Genomic DNA, 18,776 nt, shown 5'->3' on the forward strand with positions numbered 1-18,776 from the left:
GCCCGCGAACACGGCCATGCGGTGGTTGGTGGTTACTGTGCCTTGAAGGCTTCTGTATCTTCAGCCGTTGCCGCGAGCAACTGCTGCTGGAGCCGCTGCGCGCTGGCCGCCCAGGTAAGCCAGGGCATGGCGTCTGAACGGGGGTGTTTGTTCTCCTGATAAAGCGCTATCCAGTCCTTGAGCGAAGCGGCCAGGCGCGCCGGGTCTCCATGCTGAAAGTAATAGGCGTGTTCACCGGCGACCTCGCGGAACACGGGGATATCGCGCGCGAAGATCGGCAACCGGTGCTGGGCGGCTTCGATCAGTGGCAGGCCGAAGCCTTCGCCAAATGAGGCTGCGATCAGGCAGGCGCTGTTGGCGTAGAGCTTTTCGAGATATTCGTCGCTGGCATTTTCGAGCCAGACAAGCCGCTTGCCCCGTTCCGGGTGTTCACGTAGAGCCTTGACCGTTTCAGGAATGTTTCGGCGTACGGCGTCAGGCAGGCCTTTCCAGCCTTCCTTGCCGACGATCACCAGATTGGCTTCGACCCCCTGTTGCCAGAGCGCGCTGAAGGCCTGGAGAACCTGCAGGTGGCCCTTGCGTGGTTCGATGGTTCCCACAAGCAGGAAGCTTGGGCATGTGCGGAGTTTTTCCAGGGTCCGTGCGGCATCATCAGGCAGGCCGCCGGAAGGTGCGGAATTGCCTAGATCTGCCCCATGGTGCGACCAGCCGATGTAAAACGACTTTTGCCGTTTGCTCTGGCTGGCGGGCTGTTCTTTCATCCAGGCGGCATAGTCATCGGCAACCTGCCTGGTCACGCCGATGATGCCGTCAAGTTGCGCGGTGCTCTGCAGCCATTCGGTAAACCCCTGGGTTGCGCCATCCGGAAACACCTCGGGCATTCTCACTGGCAGCAGGTCGTGAACCATGAAAAAGGTCCGGACGCCCTGGGCGCGGAGCCTGCTGAACAACCCCGAGCGTTGCGCCTGGGTCAGGACCGTGCCGGATACATCCAGCCCCAGCACGATGTCGCCACTATAGGGCGATACTTTCTCTTCGTTCAGTGCGCTTGAAGGGCAACCAAGCAGCTGCAGGGTGTAGTGGCTGGCATGGCGATAATGCCAGTTGCCGCCTGTTTCACTGAGATAGACGGGCTCGATGCGGTAGCCAGCTGGGGGGGATTCGAGCAAGGCAAGCAACAAGGCCCGTGCGACCCGTTCGATGCCGGTGTTGAGGCCGTTGCTGCAGGTGGCGGTTATGTCGAGGTATAGGCGTTTGGCCGAGCGTGGCAGTGGCAGTGATGTGTCGATGGCCGTTGCCAGCTGCAGCAGGTCCGTGTCTGTCAGTGACGAGCCGCAAGTCGCAGCAATCGCGTCTGCCAGGCCGGGCGCCGTGGGTGTTGTGTTGAGATGGAAGCGCTCGATGGCATCCTTATAGCGCAAGGCACATTCGGCGGGTGAGTGGTGCTCGGCAATGATTTGTTGGGCCCGTTGGCCTATCGCGCTGCGCCTGTCGGCGGCTTGCCACAGTGTTTCTAGCGCCTCCACAAGCGCGCAATCCTGGTATTCATCAGGCAGCATCCAGACGGCCGCTGGGTCGAGTTCAGCCATGGAGCCATTGGCGTTGGTGATGACGGGTAGTGCATGGTTCATGCAGTCCAGCACGGCTGCTGACGTTTCGCCGCGTGAGCGGGTGCGCAACTGGACTGCCATGTCCGCTGCTGCCAGATAGTGCTGGAACAATTCGGGCGCTGCGAAGCCGGTGATACGCACGCGGTCTTCAAGGCCGTAAGATCGGATAGTTTCCAGCAGCTGGAAGCCGTAGTCGCCGCTGTGGTTCTCGCCAACGAAAATCAGGGTGCAGCGCTTGTCTTCGGATAGCTTGCTGGCGATCCAGGCCTGCAGCAGCCGGTGGTTGAGCTTGGTTGGATCGAGAAAGCCGAAACTGCAGATGACGAAGCTGTCCGGCGCGATGTTGAGGTGGCGGCGCGCCATCGTTCTGTCGATGCTTTCTGCAGGGCAGCGCAGGAGCGGGATGACTTCGCACGCCTCGGGAAGGCGTCCAGCGTACCAGTGTTCGGCGAGCTTTCTGGAATACTCGGAGTGGACTATTACCCCTTGCGCGTAGCGCAGGATGTCGATATTGGCCGGGTATTCATACTTCGCCGCTTGTGGATTGAGGAAGCGCTCACGTACCGCCAGGTAGCCATGCGACTCGAAGAGCGCTTCCGTCCATGCGCGGCCTGCGCCGGCAGTATCTTCCAGCCAGGCCAGCAAGCCGCTCAGGTAAAAGTCGTGCAGGACAACGGTCCCCGGTATGTCCCGTAGCAGCTTCAGCATGTGTTTGTGGAAGGGGGAATTACCCATCTGGTAGATCACGCGATCCATTTCATGGGAGTGCGCGCGCAACCAGTCTATATCGCGCACGTTGTAGCTCGTGCTGGGGGCCTGTTTTCCCATCTCGTCGGGACAGACAATGACCTCAATGCTGTAGTGCTGCGCCAGTGCTGGCAGCAATTGTTCGCTGTAGTCGGCGATACCGCTGCGCTCGGGAGGCAAGGGAGATACGAACGCTAGCCTGGGTTTTTGAGTGGCGGGGGAGGCGGTGACGTGCTTGCTTGTATGCAGTGCATGCCAGGCTTGAAATGCTCGCCGCGCGGTTTCATCCCAGGAAAAACGTTTTGCTTGCTGCAGGCCGTGCTGGCGCAGTTCGGCGGTAAAGCTCGCGTCTCCGAGGGCTCTGGACATTGTTGCTGTGATGGCGTTCGTATCGGTGGGATCGAACAGTGCCGAGGGCAGTCCAATGACTTCGGGTAGGCTGGTTGTGCCTGCGCCAATCACGGCAGCCCCGCATGCCATGGCTTCAAGCGCTGGCAAACCGAAGCCCTCATGCCACGAGGGAAATACAAACAGCTTGCACAGGTTGTACAGCTGGATGAGTTCCACATCGGTTACATAGCCACTGAAACATAACTCACCGGGTTGCAGGCCTGCCTGGGCTGCCTCGCGCTGGAGGTTGGCGACACACCCTTCGGACATTTTTCCAGCGAGCAGCAGTTGATGCGTGGTGCGCTGTTCTGCAGGCAGGGCTGCGTAGGCCTGGAGCAGGCGGGGCAGGTTTTTGCGTTCGTCACTTCCGCCGGTATACAAGAGGAACGGGCGGCTCAGGCCTAGTCGTTGCTTAAGGTGATCGGCGCTTCCGTCATCAATGGAAAGAGGGCGAAAATCCGCTTCGATGGCGGTCGAAACATTGGTCACTCGCTCCGCTGGCGTTTCCAGGTGGCTCAAGGCTTCTTCCCTGGCGAAGTCTGAAATGGCCAGCAATGCTCCTGCCTGTTTCAGGTGGCTTATCTTGCGCTGGTAATAGCTGGCGTATTGGGGGCGCGGCTTAAGGTATTGGTCGGGGTTAAGCAGCGGGATCAGGTCGTAGAACGAGACGCTAGTGGCCGTCGTGCTGCTGAACTGTCCGATGCTGGTTACGGCATCGTCGATATAGCCCTCGAACAGGCTGCTGAGGTGAACAATGTCGGGTCGCAAGCTGGCGATGAATGCCTCGCGAATCAGCTCCGCCGCCTGGCGGCGGCCATCATTTTTTGGATTGTCGGCGCTTACCGGGCCCGGCGCCCACCAGGTGAGGATATTGGCTTGCGGCAGCAGGCCAGTGAATGCGATGCGGATGGGCTCGATCGTTTCGTGGAATAGGCCGTTGAGGATCAAAAATATTTCATGCTCGCCATGGTTGCGTGCGATCGCTTGGGCGAAAGACAGGGTGTAGCGACCGATTCCACGAAACCGGCTTTCCGTTTGCGCGCCCTGCATGTCAATCACAATACGCATCAGTGGTCGCCCTTTCCTTTTTCAATACTGTTTTTCAATTCAAGGTAGATGTCGCGCGCGCGCGGTGTTAGTGCCTGAAGTGAGGCGGGATAGTCCGCCTTGTATATTCCCGAGTCTGGGCTAGCCCATCTCGCCACTCGCGATACGGCCTGGTGCAGACGAGGAAACCTGTGCAGGATGTGGCGCAAACTGCGCAGGAGTTCGGGATGCTTGTGGACCCGCTGAATGGCGGCAGTACGCAAAAGGTGCAGCAACCTTTTGATGGGCACAACGTCGCCGGAGGCCAAGCGCTTAAGTAGGCGAATGGGCTTGGTGATTTTCCAGGAAGTGCTTTGGTGAATGGCTAAGACCTGCTGGTGCCGGTGTTGCGCTTCTTGATGCCAGTATTGAGCTGAAGCCTCAATTGCTTGTGTGCGTTGTGCCAGTCCAAGCGCTAACGCTTCAGCCCTGCGGGCGATGTCTTCAGCTTGCCTGATACTGGTCACTACTGCCGTATGGTAGCGACCGGCGAGTACATCGAGCCGCAGGCCGTATTCCTTACTGAAGGCTTCATCAAGCATCGACAGCGTTTCAACGGAAGCGGCCTTTTGCGCGATCACCGCATAGTCGGGACTTGCGCCTTCAAATACGTCGTTAAGTGTCGGAGATGCTTTGTTCGCAAGCTCCTTCGACTCTTGCAGGCGTACGACTTTGGAACGGGCAAAGCCATAGTGCTCTGGCAAAAACGATAATAATAGAGAGGGGAGTGGGCGCTGATGTGTAGGGTCCAGATAGAAGTTTCGTGTGGCGACCACGATATTCTCAGGATTAGGGGTCTCCATGATCAACAGGCCGCCAGGTTTCAAGACGCGGAGCGCTTCTGAAACAACAGTTTGTAGTTGATCGAAGCTGATATGTTCAACTACATGGAAAGCGCTGATTAGTGCCTGGCTTTCAGAAGGAAGTGTGCTCAAGTATGCGACGGCATCCCCTTGTTTTGCTGGCAAACCATGGTCACGGCAGCCCGCCAGCATTCCGTCGTCAAGGTCCACGCCCAGAGGTTGCATGCCCATTTCAAGCATCAACTCCAGCCACTCTCCACGACCACAACCGATATCGAATGTCTCAGAGGCCGGATAGAGCAAGGTAATTGGAGTAACGAATGGCAGATATTGCTTCCGCAGTTCTTTAATTTTGCTGCGCGAGGCGTAATAACGCTCTTCAAATGCGCGGTAGAAGCCATCGCTCATTCGTAGTGCTCCACGGTAGGGGGAAGCCAGGCGGTCCCGATGAATGTGTTCTGGTCAATATTCACCACATTGAAGATGGCAGCCAGATCTCTCCATTCGTAGTTCTTTCCGATATGTGTATCGGTAGTGTGCAGTGCGATTGCAATGGAATAGCTGCCTGGCCCCAGGTTGGCAGCGAAGCTGAAAACAAATGTATTGATGGCGCCGCTTCGGATGTCGGTCAGTTTGTGATTGAGGTGATAAGTGTTGGTTCCGAATGCGGGTTGTCCAAGGCGGTCTTTGATCATGTAGCCAATTACCAGTTCCGGCAGCGGCGCTGTGGCTTCAATGGTAACTTTCAGTTTGACCGGTTGCCCCACGTTGACAACATCCAGGGGTTGATCGTGTTCGTCGAGAAGGGCAATTTTATTGATTTTGGCTTCGCCGCTTCCTGAGATGGTTTGTACCTTGCCGGTCTCGGTGATCTGCTGACGAACGGTCTGGTTGTCACGCTCAGCGAGCATCGCGTTGTAATAGTCCATGACTACTTCCGGCTCGCCTTCCATTACCAACTGGCCTGCGTTGAGCAATATGGCACGATCACAGATGGACTGGATGGCGGTCTTATCGTGAGATACGAGCAGCAAAGTGGTGCCTTTTTCGCGGAAATTTCGGATGCGATCAAAGCTTTTGTGCTGAAAATAGGCGTCCCCTACAGACAGCGCTTCGTCTACAATCAGCACGTCCGGACGATGTGCCGTAGCGACGCTGAAGGCTAGCCGCATTTGCATTCCGCTGGAATAAACTCGCACCGGCTGGTCGATATAGTCTCCAATTTCGGCGAATTCTTCGATTTGCGGCATCATTTTTTGGATGTCTTCTGCACTGTAGCCGAGGAGTTGGCCTGCCATCAGCGCATTTTGACGGCCAGTAAAGTCCGGATGAAACCCCATTCCTAGTTCCAATAGGGCAGCGATGCGACCGGTAAGCTGGACGTGGCCAGTCGTGGGCTGCGTAGTTCCGGTGATGATTTTCAATAGGGTACTTTTTCCGGCCCCGTTGATGCCAATAATTCCTACAGCCTCACCCGGAGCAATCTGAAAATTGATGTTCTGTAGCACCCATTTCAGCGTATGGCGAGGTTTTCTCAGGGGAAGCAGCCATTCGGCAAGACGCCCCCATCTGCTGGGGTACTGTTTGTAGGCTTTGCCCAGATTGGTAATGGTTATATTGCCCATCAGAGTTCATCCACCAATTCGCCGGAGTTCTGCCTGAACAATCTCAAACCCCAGAAGCAAAGGATCAAGCCAAGGGCCAGTGGAAGCCACAGGTGGTTCCATTCTGGCCAATGGCCGAATACCAGTATTTTTTGATAGGCGCCTATTATCGAGGCCATTGGATTGAACTGCATCAGCTTTTGCAGGCTCTCCGGTAGGATTTCCACTGGATAGACGATCGGGGTCAGCCAGAACCAGAATTGGAGGATCACGCTAAATAGCTGTCCTATATCGCGAAAGAATACGTTTAGCACGCCGAGCGTCATCCCGAGCCCTATGGCGAACAATGTTTGTATTGCTAGTACAGGGAATATTGCCAGGAAAACCCAGCCAGGAAATTGATTCGTGACCAGTAGGAAGATAACGAACAGAGAGAAAATGATCGTGAAATTTAAGCTTGCGCTAAAGACCAGAGTCACCGGCAGGCACAGGCGCGGGAAATTAATCTTTTTCAGTAAGTTTGCGTTCTCTATGAATACATTCTGGGCGCGGCTGGTTATTTCAGCAAAGAATCCCCAGGTTATAACGCCGGCGCACAGGTAAATGCTGTAGGCGAAGGTGCTTTCGGTGCCCGGCAGCCTGGCGCGCATTAATTGAGCAAATATTACCGTGTATACAACAATCATTGCGAGAGGCTGGATAATAGTCCAGGTCGCCCCTAGTAGTGAGTTTCGATATTTTGACTGAAACTCGCGCTTGGCACTGCCGAGAATGAAATCTCTATATGCCCATAGCAGTCTTGCCGTACTTAGCATGGTGGTGCCTTAAAAATATATTCTACAATTGGCTTCGGCTGCAGTAGCCGCATATGAAAGTTGTTTTTCACGCGCTGGCACCCGAGACCACGCGATAGACGGCGAGTGTCTCACTGGCGCAGCGCTGCCAGGAAAAAACCTTGGCGCGCTCCAGGCCGGCTTTACCCAGGGTGGCTCGTCGAGCATCGTCTTCGAGTAATTTTTGCATCAAGTCCTTCAATTGCTCTGAATTGCCCGGCTCACACAGCATGGTGGCGCCAGCACTGAATTCTGCCATCGTTGTTTCAGTCGTGCAGATGACCGGGGTGCCGCAATTCATGGCCTCCAGTACAGGCAAACCGAAGCCTTCATATAGGGAGGGGTAAACGAATATGCTTGCGCCTGCATAAAGTGACGGTAGCGCTTCAATGGGTACGAACTGCAGATGGCGTAGCCCATGTGTCATGGCCAGCGAGTCGATTCGCGCCTGGAGATCATGATTGTTCCAGCCCTGCGCGCCGGCTAGTACCAAGGGATACTCCTGGCGCATGGGCTCAGGGAGGCGTGACCAAGCCTCAATCAGTGTATCGACGCCCTTGCGTGGCTCCAGTGTGCCCACGAACAGCAGATAGCGGTCATGCTCAAGGCCATATTCAGCCAATGTCGCCGAGGTCTGGCTGGCTGGCAGTTCGGTGTAGCAATCTGCTGCTCCTAGGTAGATGGCTCGGACGCGTTGTTCATCTACAGCATATCTGGCGATCAATTCCTGCCTTACCTGCTCGGAATCCGTGATCAGCATGTCCGCCCGAGCCAGCGTCCTTGGCAGTTCACGGGTCAGCCAGGCCACTCGTTTAGGGGGGTGGTAGTGCGGGTAATGAATGAAGGAGAGATCGTGGATGGTGGCAACGCAAGGTCCCTTGTGCGTACGCAAAATGAAGTTGGGCTCGTGATATACGAAATTGCGCAAGCGTGCGGACTTCAGGCGCAGCAAGCTGTTGCGTAGCGTTTCGCGAGCGCGGTAAGCCAGGCTCGAGTTGCGTAGAAACTGAACCAGATGGCCTCGCGATGATACTAACGGTGCGGCGCGCTCTATGCTGGCGCCGCATTGTTGCAGGGCCTGAGTAGCTGAGGTGAAGTGGTGCCCGGAGAAGCACTCGATGGTTTCAAGTGCTTGCATCGCTACAAATTGTTCAAGCAGGTTCTGCGTATAGGTGCCAATTCCGGTAATGGGCGGCAGTAGTGACTCGGTGTTGATCAACAGTTTCAATGATTGTTACCTGGGTGCGCTTGGCGTGAGCGTTTAGGCGGTATTGGTTAAAGAGCGAACTGCGCGCGCCAGTATTGCAGAAGCCTTTCCAGAGTCTCGTGCAACGGCGTTGTCGGTTGCCAGCCTGTTGCTTGCTTGATGGCCATGCTGTTTCCGGTGGCGATAGGGATGTCCGATGGGCGCAGGCGTTTGGGGTCCTGTTCGATGCTTATCGCTCGCGGGCTCATTGCCAATAGTGCTTCGAGTACGTCGCGGATGCGGTGCGTTTGCCCTGAAGCAATATTGAAGCAGCGTGCGGGCCCGGTGTTCTCGCGCAACGGTTTCAACAATTGCAGGTACGCGTTGCACACATCCCGGACGTCGAGAAAATCCCGGCGAGCTTCAAGGTTGCCGACTTGTATGATCGGCGGCTGCAGCCCGGCTTCGGCCATGGCGATCTGACGTGCGAAAGAGGCGGTCACGAACTTGGGAGACTGGTGTTCACCAATGTGGTTGAACGGCCGCGCTATTACGCCGCGCATGCCTTGACGGAAATATTCGTTGACCGCTATCTCGCCAGCGAGCTTGCTGGCAGCGTAAGGGTTCATGGGGTGGCAGGCTGTCTGTTCATCGACGGCCTGCCCTTGCTTGAAGCTTGCGCCATAGACTTCCGAGGAACTGACATAAAGCGTAAATGCCTCGGGTGCATGAAGACGCAACGCCTCCATCAGGTTGAGGCTGCCCAGCACGTTGGTCTGCCAGGTCAACTGTGGGTTAGCGAAGCTTGTCGGTACGTTCGAGATGGCGGCCAGGTGTACTACATGTGTCGGGCGGGCCAGTGCTATGGCACGCGCCAGTGCCTCGGGATCGCGTATGTCGCACTGCAGCTGCGGACAGGCGGCCCCAGGCGATGCCGGTGTGCCGGAAGTCAACGCGATGACATGCTGGCCGTCCTCCAGCAGCGCTCTGCAGAGTTGCTGCCCCACGAACCCATTTGCGCCTGTGACTAGCGTGCGTTGCATGACCTTCCCTCCCGACCCGTGAGTGCGAGTTAGTTTACAGAGCGTTCCAAAGGCAAGCGAGCTGACCGGTACCGATCTCAGGCTGGGTACAGACGTTGCATCGTCACGGGAGCGCTTTGATAATGACCCGCTTTGCCATTGATGGCTTTTCGGAGTTCCTATGTTCACGCCCGTAATCCTTGCTGGCGGCAGCGGTACACGCCTCTGGCCGCTGTCGCGCCAGCGTATGCCCAAGCAGTTTCTGGAGCTTGACGGTCAGGCGCAGGGCACCATGTTTCAGCGCACGTTGGCTCGTTTGGACGGGTTGGAGCACACCGCGCCGCTGGTCGTAAGCAACAAGGATCATCGTTTTGTCGTTGCAGAGCAGTTGCGCCTGGCAAAGCGTACAAGCCGCCGCATCATCTTGGAGCCCATGGCACGCAATACGGCCCCGGCCATTGCGTTGGCGGCGCTCGATGCCATTGCTGAGGGGGATGATCCTGTTTTGCTTGTACTGGCGGCCGATCACTATATTCAGGATGTGACTGCCTTCCGTGAGGCGATAAAGATCGCACTAGGCCAAGCCCATGAGGGGCGCCTGGTTACCTTCGGCATTATGCCGACTCATGCAGAATCCGGCTTTGGTTATATCCAGTGTGGTGATGTGCTTGGAGAGGGTGGCCATGCCATTTCCGCTTTCAAGGAAAAGCCATCTGCCGAGCTGGCGCAGGAATATCTGACCGCGGGCAACTACCTCTGGAACAGCGGCATGTTCATGTTTCGTGCTTCGCGCTTTCTGGCGGAGCTGGAGCGCCATCGCCCTGACAACCTCGCTGCGTGCCGAGACGCGCTGGCGGCTTCTGAGCAAGACAGCCACTTCCTGCATGTGCCGGCCGAGCAATTTGCCCGCTGCGATGACGAGTCGGTGGACTATGCGGTGATGGAGCATACCGATGCCGGTGTAGTGGTACCGCTGGACGCCGGCTGGAACGATCTGGGCAGCTGGGCGGCGATTCTCGATGTGAGCGAGCGCGATGCGGATGGCAATGGCCTTCAGGGCGATGTCATGGCCGTCGATACTCGAAACAGCCTTGTGCAGTCCCATCATCGTCTGGTCACAACGGTGGGAGTCGAGGGGCTAGTGATTATTGAAACCAAGGATGCGGTACTGGTAGCGCACAAGGAGCAGTGCCAGCAGGTCAAGGCCATCGTTCAGCGTTTGCAGGCCGAGGAGCGGGAAGAGCATGCCAGCCATCCACTGGTAAGCCGTCCGTGGGGCCATTACGACACGGTCGACAAGGGTGAGCGCTATCAGGTCAAGCGCATCACCGTGCTGCCCGGTGAGTGCCTGTCATTACAGTTGCATTATCACCGCGCCGAGCACTGGATCGTCGTATCCGGAACTGCCAAGGTCGTATGTGGCGACAAGGAGATGATTCTTTCGGAGAATCAGTCGACCTATATCCCGCTGGGCATTAAGCACTCGTTGTCGAATCCAGGCAAGGTGCCGCTGGAACTCATCGAGGTGCAGTCCGGCGCGTATCTGGGTGAGGATGACATCGTTCGCTTCGAGGACCGCTATGGACGCGTTCCGGCCAACTGAGCGTTGTTATGTGCCCCGCTCTATCGCCGCAAGGTGTCGGTGGTGACTGGACCTTCCAGCAGGGAATCGTGGAATTGACTACAAAGCAGAAGGTGTTGGTCACTGGCGGCTCAGGTTTCGTCGGAGCGGCACTGCTGCGCCGGCTGGCCACGCAACCCGGCCTGGAAGTGCTGGGCTGGGTTCGGCGAAGCGATGCGTCACTGCCGGCCGGGGTTGTGCCGGTGCCTGCGTCGCGGGAGCGTCTGTTCGCCGCCGGGGCGGCCCCGGAGAAGCTGGATGTCCTGGTCCACTGCGCTGGTCGAGCGCATGTGCTGCAGGAGCGTTCAACAGACCCACTTGCAGAATATCGCCAGGTCAATCTCGAGCTCACCGTGGAATTGGCTCGGGAGGCCGCACGGCTGGGCGCCCGGCGCTTCGTATTTGTCAGCACCATCAAGGTCAACGGTGAGCAGACGTCGGTGAAGCCTTTCACCGCTTCGGATGTTGCCGCTCCGGTCGAGCCCTATGCGCTGTCGAAGCTGGAGGCCGAGCGGGCACTCGGCACCCTGGCCGCCGAGACAGGCATGGAAATCGTCATCGTGCGACCGCCGTTGATCTATGGGCCAGGCGTGAAAGCCAACTTCTTGAGTCTCTTTCGGGCGGTGCAGCATGGATGGCCTTTGCCGCTGGGTGGTGTTCGCAATCGGCGCAGCCTGGTCGCGCTGGACAATCTGGTGGATCTGCTGGTGGTCTGCATGGACCATCCTGCCGCAGCGAGTCAGGTGCTGCTGATCAGTGACGGCGAGCCGATGTCCACTCCCGAGTTATTGAGAGGCATCGGGCGTGCGCTTGGGCGCCCGGCACGCTTAGTGGGGGTGCCGCCAATATGGCTCAAGGCCGGGGCCAGTCTGGTCCGTCGCCCTGCTTTGTACGAGCGTCTGTGTGGCTCGTTGGAGGTGGACGATGCCGCGACACGGCAGTTGCTGCAGTGGCGGCCCCCGGTTTCGGTAGACCAGGCATTGGCTGCCACCGCTCGATGGTTTCTTGCGGAGCGCCACCTGTGATCGAACCGGTGATCCTGCTTGCGGTATTGGCTTCCTGGGCGCTGACAGGCGGGCTTCGAATTTATGCAGAACGTCGTCGGCTGATCGATATTCCGAATGCGCGCAGCTCGCATCGCATAGCCACTCCCCGCGGTGGCGGGCTGGCTATTGTGCTCGTCGTGCTGGCTGGCATCGCAGCCTTGCTCCTTTGGGGCTCCGTGGGTCGGGAGCTTGCCTGGGCGGTGCTAGGGGGCGGAGCCGGCGTCGCGCTACTTGGATTTGTCGACGATCATGGGCACGTTGCGGCCGGCTGGCGGTTGCTTGGCCATTTTGTCGCGGCCATCTGGGTGGTTGCCTGGCTTGGCGGGTTGCCGGCAATTGCACTATTCGGCCATACGCTTGACCTTGGGCCGATGGGGTTTGCATTGGCGAGTGTGGGCCTGGTCTGGGGGCTCAATCTGTTCAACTTCATGGATGGGATCGATGGCATCGCTGGTGCCGAGGCGCTCACCCTCGGCCTGCTCGCATCGCTGTGTTATACGCTTGCCGGCATGCCGGGTGATGCCTCGGTCGAGTGGCTGGTTGCTGCGGCGACGCTGGGTTTCCTGTTCTGGAACTTTCCACGTGCGCGAATTTTCATGGGCGATGTGGGTAGTGGCTTTCTTGGGTTGGTTTTCGGCGCACTTGCGCTGCATGCCGCTTGGCAGGCACCGGTGCTGTTGTGGTGTTGGATGGTTCTGGCTGGCGTATTCGTTGTCGATGCAACTTTTACGCTGCTGCGTCGTCTGCAGCGGGGCGAGGCTATCCATCAGGCCCATCGCAGTCACGCGTATCAGATCGCCGCGCGACGGGTCGGCCGGCATGTGCCGATCACGCTCGGTGTGGTGGCTATCAATCTGGGCTGGCTGGGCCCGATTGCGGCGCTGGTAGCCGTGGGCAGGCTAGAGGGCTTAGCGGGACTGATTGTAGCCTATTTGCCCTTGCTGGCTCTCGCCATTTGGCTTGGCGCAGGCACCCCGGAGCGAACCAGGTGAAAGAGAACCGCGATGCTGCGTGACAGATTGCTGAACCTGCCGCGGCGCTACAAGCGCCTTCTGCAGGTGCTGACCGATGTGGTGCTGGTTTGGCTGGCGCTTTGGCTAGCCTTCGTCGTGCGGCTGGGTTCGTTCAGCAAGGTCGAGCCGCTCTCGGGGCATGCCTGGCTATTCCTCGCCGCGCCGCTGATCGCCGTTCCGATCTTCATCCGCATTGGTATGTATCGCGCGGTGATGCGCTACTTGGGTAACGACGCCCTATTGGCCATTGCGAAGGCCGTCACGCTGTCTTCGCTGCTACTGGCGCTGGTCATCTACTGGTACCGCGGAGCACCGGCGATTGTGCCGCGCTCGTTGGTGTTCAACTATTGGTGGCTGAGCCTGATCCTGCTTGGAGGGCTGCGCCTGCTTTTGCGGCAGTACGTGCTCGGCGACTGGTACAGCGTTCGTCTTATTAATCCGCTTTCCCGGCAGGATGGATTGCCCCGGGTGGCAATCTACGGGGCAGGTGCGGCCGGTAATCAACTGGCCGCTGCCCTGCGTGCCGGCCGCTCCATGCGTCCGATGGCCTTTATCGATGACGATCCTGACATCGTCAATCGAGTGATTGCCGGCCTGCAAGTATATAAACCTAGCCGCATCGATCAGCTGATCGAGGAAACTGGTGCCAGCGAAGTGCTGCTTGCCATCCCTTCGGCGAGCCGAGCGCGGCGGCGCGAGATCCTCGCCGCTCTGGAGGGGTACCCTGTTCATGTACGCTCTGTGCCAGGGTTCATGGATCTGGCAAGCGGGCGGGTCAAGGTCGAGGATATTCAGGAAGTCGACATCGCCGACCTGCTAGGGCGTGACGCAGTGGCACCTAACATCGATCTGCTTGAGTCGTGCATACGCACCAAGGTGGTTCTGGTGACCGGCGCCGGTGGATCGATCGGCTCGGAGCTGAGTCGTCAGATCCTGGATCTTGCCCCCCGCGTTCTCATCCTACTTGATCACAATGAATATGGTTTGTACCAAATCCATGCTGAGCTCGAGCGCTTGTCGCTGCAACGCGGGGCAGCTTTGGAGCTGGTGCCGGTGCTGGGCTCGGTCCGACATTCGCAACGACTGCTTGACGTGATGCAGAGCTGGAAGGTCGATACCGTCTACCACGCGGCGGCCTACAAGCATGTGCCGATGGTCGAGCACAATGTCGGCGAAGGCGTACTGAACAACCTGTTTGGCACGCTCTACTGCGCCCAGGCAGCGGTTCGCTCAGGCGTGCGTAACTTCGTGCTTATTTCTACCGATAAGGCCGTGCGACCAACCAATGTAATGGGGGGTACCAAGCGGCTCGCGGAAATGGCGCTGCAGGCGCTCAGTGCCGAAGCTGCGCCTGTGCTGTTCGGTGACGAGGCAGGTATCAACCATGTCAATCAGACCCGCTTCACCATGGTGCGATTCGGCAATGTGCTGGGGTCGTCCGGTTCGGTGATTCCGCTATTTCGCGAGCAGATCCGCGCTGGTGGTCCGGTGACCGTCACGCATCCCAACATAACCCGTTACTTCATGACTATTCCCGAGGCTGCCCAGCTTGTGTTGCAGGCTGGGTCCATGGGGCAAGGGGGCGACGTGTTTGTGCTGGACATGGGGCAGCCGGTAAAGATCCTCGAGTTGGCCTGCAAAATGATCCACCTGTCCGGCTGCTCCGTGCGCGACGCTGACAACCCCGCAGGCGACATCGCCATCGAGTTCACCGGCTTGCGGCCGGGAGAAAAGTTGTATGAGGAGTTGCTGATCGGGGAAAATGTGACGCCGACCGCGCATCCGATGATCATGCGTGCGAACGAACGATTTATGCCATGGAGCGAGTTCTGCTCCATCATCGCTGCTCTTGGGCAAGCGGTGGAGCAGAACGATTTAGCGCATGTGCGGCAGGTCCTGCACGGCGTGGTCGATGGTTATCACCCCGAGGGCGATATTGTCGATTGGCTCTTTTGCCAGCGGCACGGAAAGGGCAGCCCATAGTGGCACCTGCGGCTTGGTGGCCAGTCTATCGGTAGGCCGGCGCTAGCACATCGACCAATGCCTCGCGTGGAATCACCAGTTCAGGGTGCCCGCTCGAATAGGGCGCGATGCTGTAGACGTCGTACTTGAGCAACACGCTGTCTTTCAGCAGTGCAATATTCGGCGTCTGCTGGAAGGGCCAGAAGTCGACGAACTCGGCGTCCTGATCGTGTTCGTTCTCCACCAGCCAACGCTGGTGCGCCTGGCGTGCGACGCGCCAGAAGTTACCTTCCTGCCCCGGAATCAGCAGGTCCTCCAGGCGCAGCTCGCGGTTCTGCTCGCGATCGTAGTTGATGAAGCCGCGTCCGGGCATGCCGTGGGCGCCACCGACATACAGGTAGCTGGAGAACTCGACCACCAGGATGTCGCCATGCTGCTCGCGCAGCTTGGCCTGCAGGTAGCTGCTCCAGCCCGGCTCGGCGGTGCTCAGAAAGCGCTGCTGGTAATCCTGTAGCGACGCGGGCAGACGGTCATCCGGGCCGTTGATGGTCATCCGCCGCAGCCGTGCATCGATCAGGCGGTCGAGTTCAGGTTCGTTGGCGAAGGTCAGGGTATCGATGTTCACCAGTGGGCAGCTGTCGCCCTCGCAGCCTTGCGGACGATGCTCGGTGACGATTTGACGGACTTCGACGGGGCGTTCGGCGATCAGGTGCTGGCAGCCCCCGAGCAGCAGGAGAAGGCTGCCCAGCAGGATGAGGTGGCGGATGGATGCGATTGAATACATGGTTGGTCCAGGCATGACAGTGCGCTTTCGATCGCCGCGCTTGCGCGAAGTTCGTGCGCTGGCGGCAGTGGAGCGATCTTCGGTTACGGCGGTCTGCAAAGGGCTGCGTCAGAGACGATGCCGCGTTAGGATGGCCACAAAGCCGCTCACGACGTGACGGTTGCAGTCATTCGCCGCCGGCAAGGCGCGAATCAAACCGATATGAGTGGTACCCATGAGCGAGACCTTCAAACCCGGTCCGGATGATGTCCAGATCCTTCGTCGAGAGCAATGCTTCAGCGGTTTCTATCGGCTGGAGCGCGTCCACCTGCGCCACCGTCAGTTCAGTGGTGCCATGGGCGCCGAGTTGAGCCGCGAACTGTTCGTGCGCCACGATGCCGTATGCGTGCTGCCCTACGATCCGCTGCGCGACCGTGTGGTGCTGATCGAGCAGTTTCGTGTCGGGGCGCTGGGCAAGGTCGACAATCCCTGGCTGATCGAACTGGTCGCCGGGCTGATCGACAAAGACGAGGCGCCGGATCAAGTCGCCCGTCGCGAGGCGGTGGAAGAGGCCGGGCTGGAGCTGGGCGAGTTGTGGCCGATTACGCGTTACTTTCCATCGCCGGGCGGCAGTGACGAGCGCGTACACCTCTATATAGGCCGCTGCGACAGCGAAGGGGTCGATGGTGTGTTCGGGCTGGCCGAAGAGGGCGAGGACATCCGTGTGCATGTCTGGTCGTTGCAAGAGGCACTGCGCGCCATTTCCGACGGTCGAATCGACAACGCGGCCAGCATCATTGCACTGCAGTGGCTGGCCTTGAATCGCGAGCAGGTGCGGGGGGAGTGGGCATGAGGAAGACGCGCGAGCGATACCGAGTCGATCTGCTCGAACTGCAGGCGGCCTGCGAAGCCAACTATCTGCGTCTGATGCGTCTGTTGCCGGGCATGCGCAGCGGCTGCGAAGCGCGGCGCATCGCCATCAGCCAGGGTGACCTGCTGCTCGGCGTACTGGTACTCGAGGTGCTGGAGAGCTGCCCTTACACCACCACCGTGCGGGTGAGTCAGGAGCACTGTCTGACCTGGTTGCCGGTGCCGAAGATGGAAGTGCGCGTCTATCACGATGCACGCATGGCCGAAGTGGTTCGTGCCGAGAACGCCCGGCGCTTCCGCGGCATCTATCACTACCCCAACGCGCAGATGCACCAGCCTGATGAGAAGAACCAGCTCAATCTCTTTCTCGGCGAGTGGCTGGGGCACTGCCTGGCCTGTGGCCATGAGCTGGAGCCCGTGCTCTGAAGCCGTTGATCTATTGACGAAGCAGGCACACGCGCATCGCAACGCGGTTCTGTGACCCAGGCCCACAACCCGAGGTTTACCCTCCGGATGGGCTCCTACCATAATTCCGTTTCGATTTCGCTCAAGGAGAAGGGCCTTGCCTGGTGCGCCCCTGACTGCTGTTGAAGATTCGGTTCTGCTGGTGCAGCTCACCGATAGCCACCTGTTTGCCGAAGCGGACGGCAAGCTGCTGGGCATGAATACCTGCGACAGTCTGAAGCGGGTGGTCGAGCTGGCCATCGAAGAGCAGCCGCGCATCGACCTGATCCTGGCTACCGGTGATCTGTCCCAGGACGGTTCGGTGGCGTCCTACCAGCGCTTCCGCCAGTTGGCCGGGCGCATCGAGGCGCCAGCGCGCTGGTGTCCCGGCAACCATGATGAACTCGGCGCCATGCGCGAGGCCACCCGTGGCAGTGAGCTGATGGAGCCAGTGCTTGAGATCGGTGGCTGGCGCGTCGTGATGCTCGACACCCTGGTTGCCGGCTCGGTGTATGGCATGCTGCGTGGCGATCAACTCGAGCTGCTGGATCGCGCCCTGGGCGAGGCGCCCGAGCGGCATCACCTGGTCTGTTTGCATCACCATCCCGTATCCATTGGCAGCCGCTGGATGGACGGCATCGGGCTGCGCAATCCCGAGGCGCTGTTCGAGGTGCTGGACCGCCACGACAACGTGCGTGCGCTGCTTTGGGGCCACATCCATCAGGCGTTCGATCAGTCGCGCAATGGGGTTCGGCTGCTGGCCACGCCGTCGACGGGCGTGCAGTTCACGCCGCAGAGCGAAGACTTCCAGGTCGATAGCGTAGCGCCGGGGTATCGCTGGTTGCGGCTGTACGCCGATGGGAAGCTGGAAACCGCGGTTTCCCGGGTAAGCGGTATCGAGTTTGAAATCGATTACAGCGTGAAGGGCTATTGAGGCCTACGGTTCCTGAGCCGGCGCAGTGAACCATGGTGCCAGGCCGCAGCGAAGCGTTTCTGGTTGTTTCCTATCCGTCGAATGTCGTGCGTAGCCTCGCTGCCGGTCTGCTTGCAGATGGCAGCGTGTGCCTTGTAGCCTTGCGCTTTTCCAGCGAACTGTATCCATGTCCAGCTATTCACCTTCGATTCTCTATATCCACGGTCTCAACAGCTCACCGGTCTCGCAGAAGGCCAGCCAGTTGTCCGCTGCGCTGGAGAAACTGGGCATGGCCGAACGCTTGCGGGTCCCCGCACTGCACCATCATCCGCGTCAGGCCATTGCCCAACTCGAAGCATGCCTGGCCGAGCTCGGCCGGTCGTTGCTGGTCGGCAGCTCGCTTGGCGGCTACTATGCGACGCACCTCGCCGAGCGCCATGGCCTCAAGGCATTGCTCATCAATCCGGCCGTGACACCGCACCGCCGGTTCGACGGTTATCTTGGGCCGCAGACCAATCTGTATAGCGGGGAAGTCTGGGACCTCACCGACGATCATGTAACCGCCTTGGCGGAACTGGAAACCGCGCCACCACAGGATGCCGAGCGCTATCAGGTCTGGCTGCAGACGGGCGACGAGACACTGGATTACCGTGACGCCGCGCAGTTCTATCGTGGCTGTGCACTGCGCATTCAGGCCGGTGGTGACCATGGCTTCCAGGGATTTGCCGAGCGTCTGCCGGCGCTGCTGGCCTTCGCCGGCTTCGAGCCGCAGGCATGGCTTGATCGGCTCTGAAGGGATGCTGATGCGCGGCGCAACGTTAGCGCGGCTGGTCGGCGGTCAGGGTGGTTTCGCGAACGCGGAC

At 59.1% G+C, this 18,776-nt stretch carries 15 protein-coding genes; 8 read left to right on the top strand and 7 right to left on the bottom strand.

Features of this window, described 5'->3' with window-relative positions; translation table 11 throughout:
* Positions 1-32 precede the first annotated feature (32 nt).
* The 6 genes from P5704_016180 to P5704_016205 all read right to left on the bottom strand — a co-directional run bounded on the left by P5704_016180 (position 33) and on the right by P5704_016205 (position 9,302).
* A complete protein-coding gene (locus P5704_016180; protein WOF77579.1) occupies positions 33-3,815 on the bottom strand; it encodes a glycosyltransferase in 3,783 nt (1,260 codons plus the stop codon).
* Complete coding sequence (locus tag P5704_016185; protein WOF77580.1) at positions 3,815-5,044, bottom strand: class I SAM-dependent methyltransferase; 1,230 nt, start codon at positions 5,042-5,044, stop codon at positions 3,815-3,817. Before P5704_016185 ends, P5704_016180 begins: the two co-directional genes overlap by 1 nt.
* Positions 5,041-6,261 carry an ABC transporter ATP-binding protein gene (locus P5704_016190; protein ID WOF77581.1) on the bottom strand — a complete coding sequence of 407 codons (1,221 nt, stop codon included), beginning with the start codon at positions 6,259-6,261 and terminating at the stop codon, positions 5,041-5,043. The genes P5704_016185 and P5704_016190 overlap by 4 nt, the downstream gene beginning before the upstream one ends.
* The gene (locus P5704_016195) at positions 6,261-7,055 is read right to left on the bottom strand and encodes an ABC transporter permease (protein WOF77582.1); all 795 of its coding nucleotides are present in this window, start codon (positions 7,053-7,055) and stop codon (positions 6,261-6,263) included. Before P5704_016195 ends, P5704_016190 begins: the two co-directional genes overlap by 1 nt.
* A 67-nt stretch (positions 7,056-7,122) precedes the next feature.
* Complete coding sequence (locus P5704_016200) at positions 7,123-8,301, bottom strand: glycosyltransferase family 1 protein (protein WOF77583.1); 1,179 nt, start codon at positions 8,299-8,301, stop codon at positions 7,123-7,125.
* 47 nt (positions 8,302-8,348) lie between these two features.
* Positions 8,349-9,302, bottom strand: coding sequence for a GDP-mannose 4,6-dehydratase (locus tag P5704_016205; GenBank protein ID WOF77584.1), 954 nt, complete (start codon positions 9,300-9,302; stop codon positions 8,349-8,351).
* Positions 9,303-9,462: 160 nt separating this feature from the next.
* Between P5704_016205 and P5704_016210 the strand changes: the two genes are divergently transcribed.
* The 4 genes from P5704_016210 to P5704_016225 all read left to right on the top strand — a co-directional run bounded on the left by P5704_016210 (position 9,463) and on the right by P5704_016225 (position 14,944).
* The gene (locus P5704_016210; protein ID WOF77585.1) at positions 9,463-10,884 is read left to right on the top strand and encodes a mannose-1-phosphate guanylyltransferase/mannose-6-phosphate isomerase; all 1,422 of its coding nucleotides are present in this window, start codon (positions 9,463-9,465) and stop codon (positions 10,882-10,884) included.
* Between the two features lie 74 nt (positions 10,885-10,958).
* Positions 10,959-11,927 carry an NAD-dependent epimerase/dehydratase family protein gene (locus P5704_016215; protein ID WOF81259.1) on the top strand — a complete coding sequence of 323 codons (969 nt, stop codon included), beginning with the start codon at positions 10,959-10,961 and terminating at the stop codon, positions 11,925-11,927.
* The gene (locus P5704_016220; GenBank protein ID WOF77586.1) at positions 11,924-12,940 is read left to right on the top strand and encodes a glycosyltransferase family 4 protein; all 1,017 of its coding nucleotides are present in this window, start codon (positions 11,924-11,926) and stop codon (positions 12,938-12,940) included. Before P5704_016215 ends, P5704_016220 begins: the two co-directional genes overlap by 4 nt.
* A 12-nt stretch (positions 12,941-12,952) precedes the next feature.
* On the top strand, positions 12,953-14,944 hold the full coding sequence (locus P5704_016225) for a nucleoside-diphosphate sugar epimerase/dehydratase (GenBank protein ID WOF77587.1): 1,992 nt from the start codon (positions 12,953-12,955) through the stop codon (positions 14,942-14,944).
* Between the two features lie 25 nt (positions 14,945-14,969).
* On the opposite strand, the gene P5704_016230 is transcribed toward P5704_016225, so the two are convergent.
* Complete coding sequence (locus P5704_016230; GenBank protein WOF77588.1) at positions 14,970-15,707, bottom strand: RsiV family protein; 738 nt, start codon at positions 15,705-15,707, stop codon at positions 14,970-14,972.
* A gap of 214 nt (positions 15,708-15,921) precedes the next feature.
* On the opposite strand from P5704_016230, the gene P5704_016235 reads away from it, so the two are divergent.
* The 4 genes from P5704_016235 to P5704_016250 all read left to right on the top strand — a co-directional run bounded on the left by P5704_016235 (position 15,922) and on the right by P5704_016250 (position 18,706).
* Positions 15,922-16,539, top strand: a complete 618-nt coding sequence (locus tag P5704_016235) for an NUDIX domain-containing protein (protein ID WOF77589.1) — start codon at positions 15,922-15,924, stop codon at positions 16,537-16,539.
* Positions 16,536-16,982, top strand: a complete 447-nt coding sequence (locus tag P5704_016240; protein ID WOF77590.1) for a DUF1249 domain-containing protein — start codon at positions 16,536-16,538, stop codon at positions 16,980-16,982. Before P5704_016235 ends, P5704_016240 begins: the two co-directional genes overlap by 4 nt.
* Positions 16,983-17,118: 136 nt before the next feature.
* Entirely contained in the window at positions 17,119-17,934 is an 816-nt protein-coding gene (cpdA, locus tag P5704_016245; protein ID WOF77591.1) for a 3',5'-cyclic-AMP phosphodiesterase, read from the top strand.
* 166 nt (positions 17,935-18,100) lie between these two features.
* Positions 18,101-18,706 (top strand): YqiA/YcfP family alpha/beta fold hydrolase, encoded by a 606-nt coding sequence (locus P5704_016250; GenBank protein ID WOF77592.1) that lies wholly within the window; start codon positions 18,101-18,103, stop codon positions 18,704-18,706.
* Positions 18,707-18,776 lie beyond the last annotated feature (70 nt).

This window comes from Pseudomonas sp. FeN3W, from assembly GCA_030263805.2.
Taxonomy (GTDB): Bacteria; Pseudomonadota; Gammaproteobacteria; order Pseudomonadales; family Pseudomonadaceae; genus Stutzerimonas; species Stutzerimonas stutzeri_G.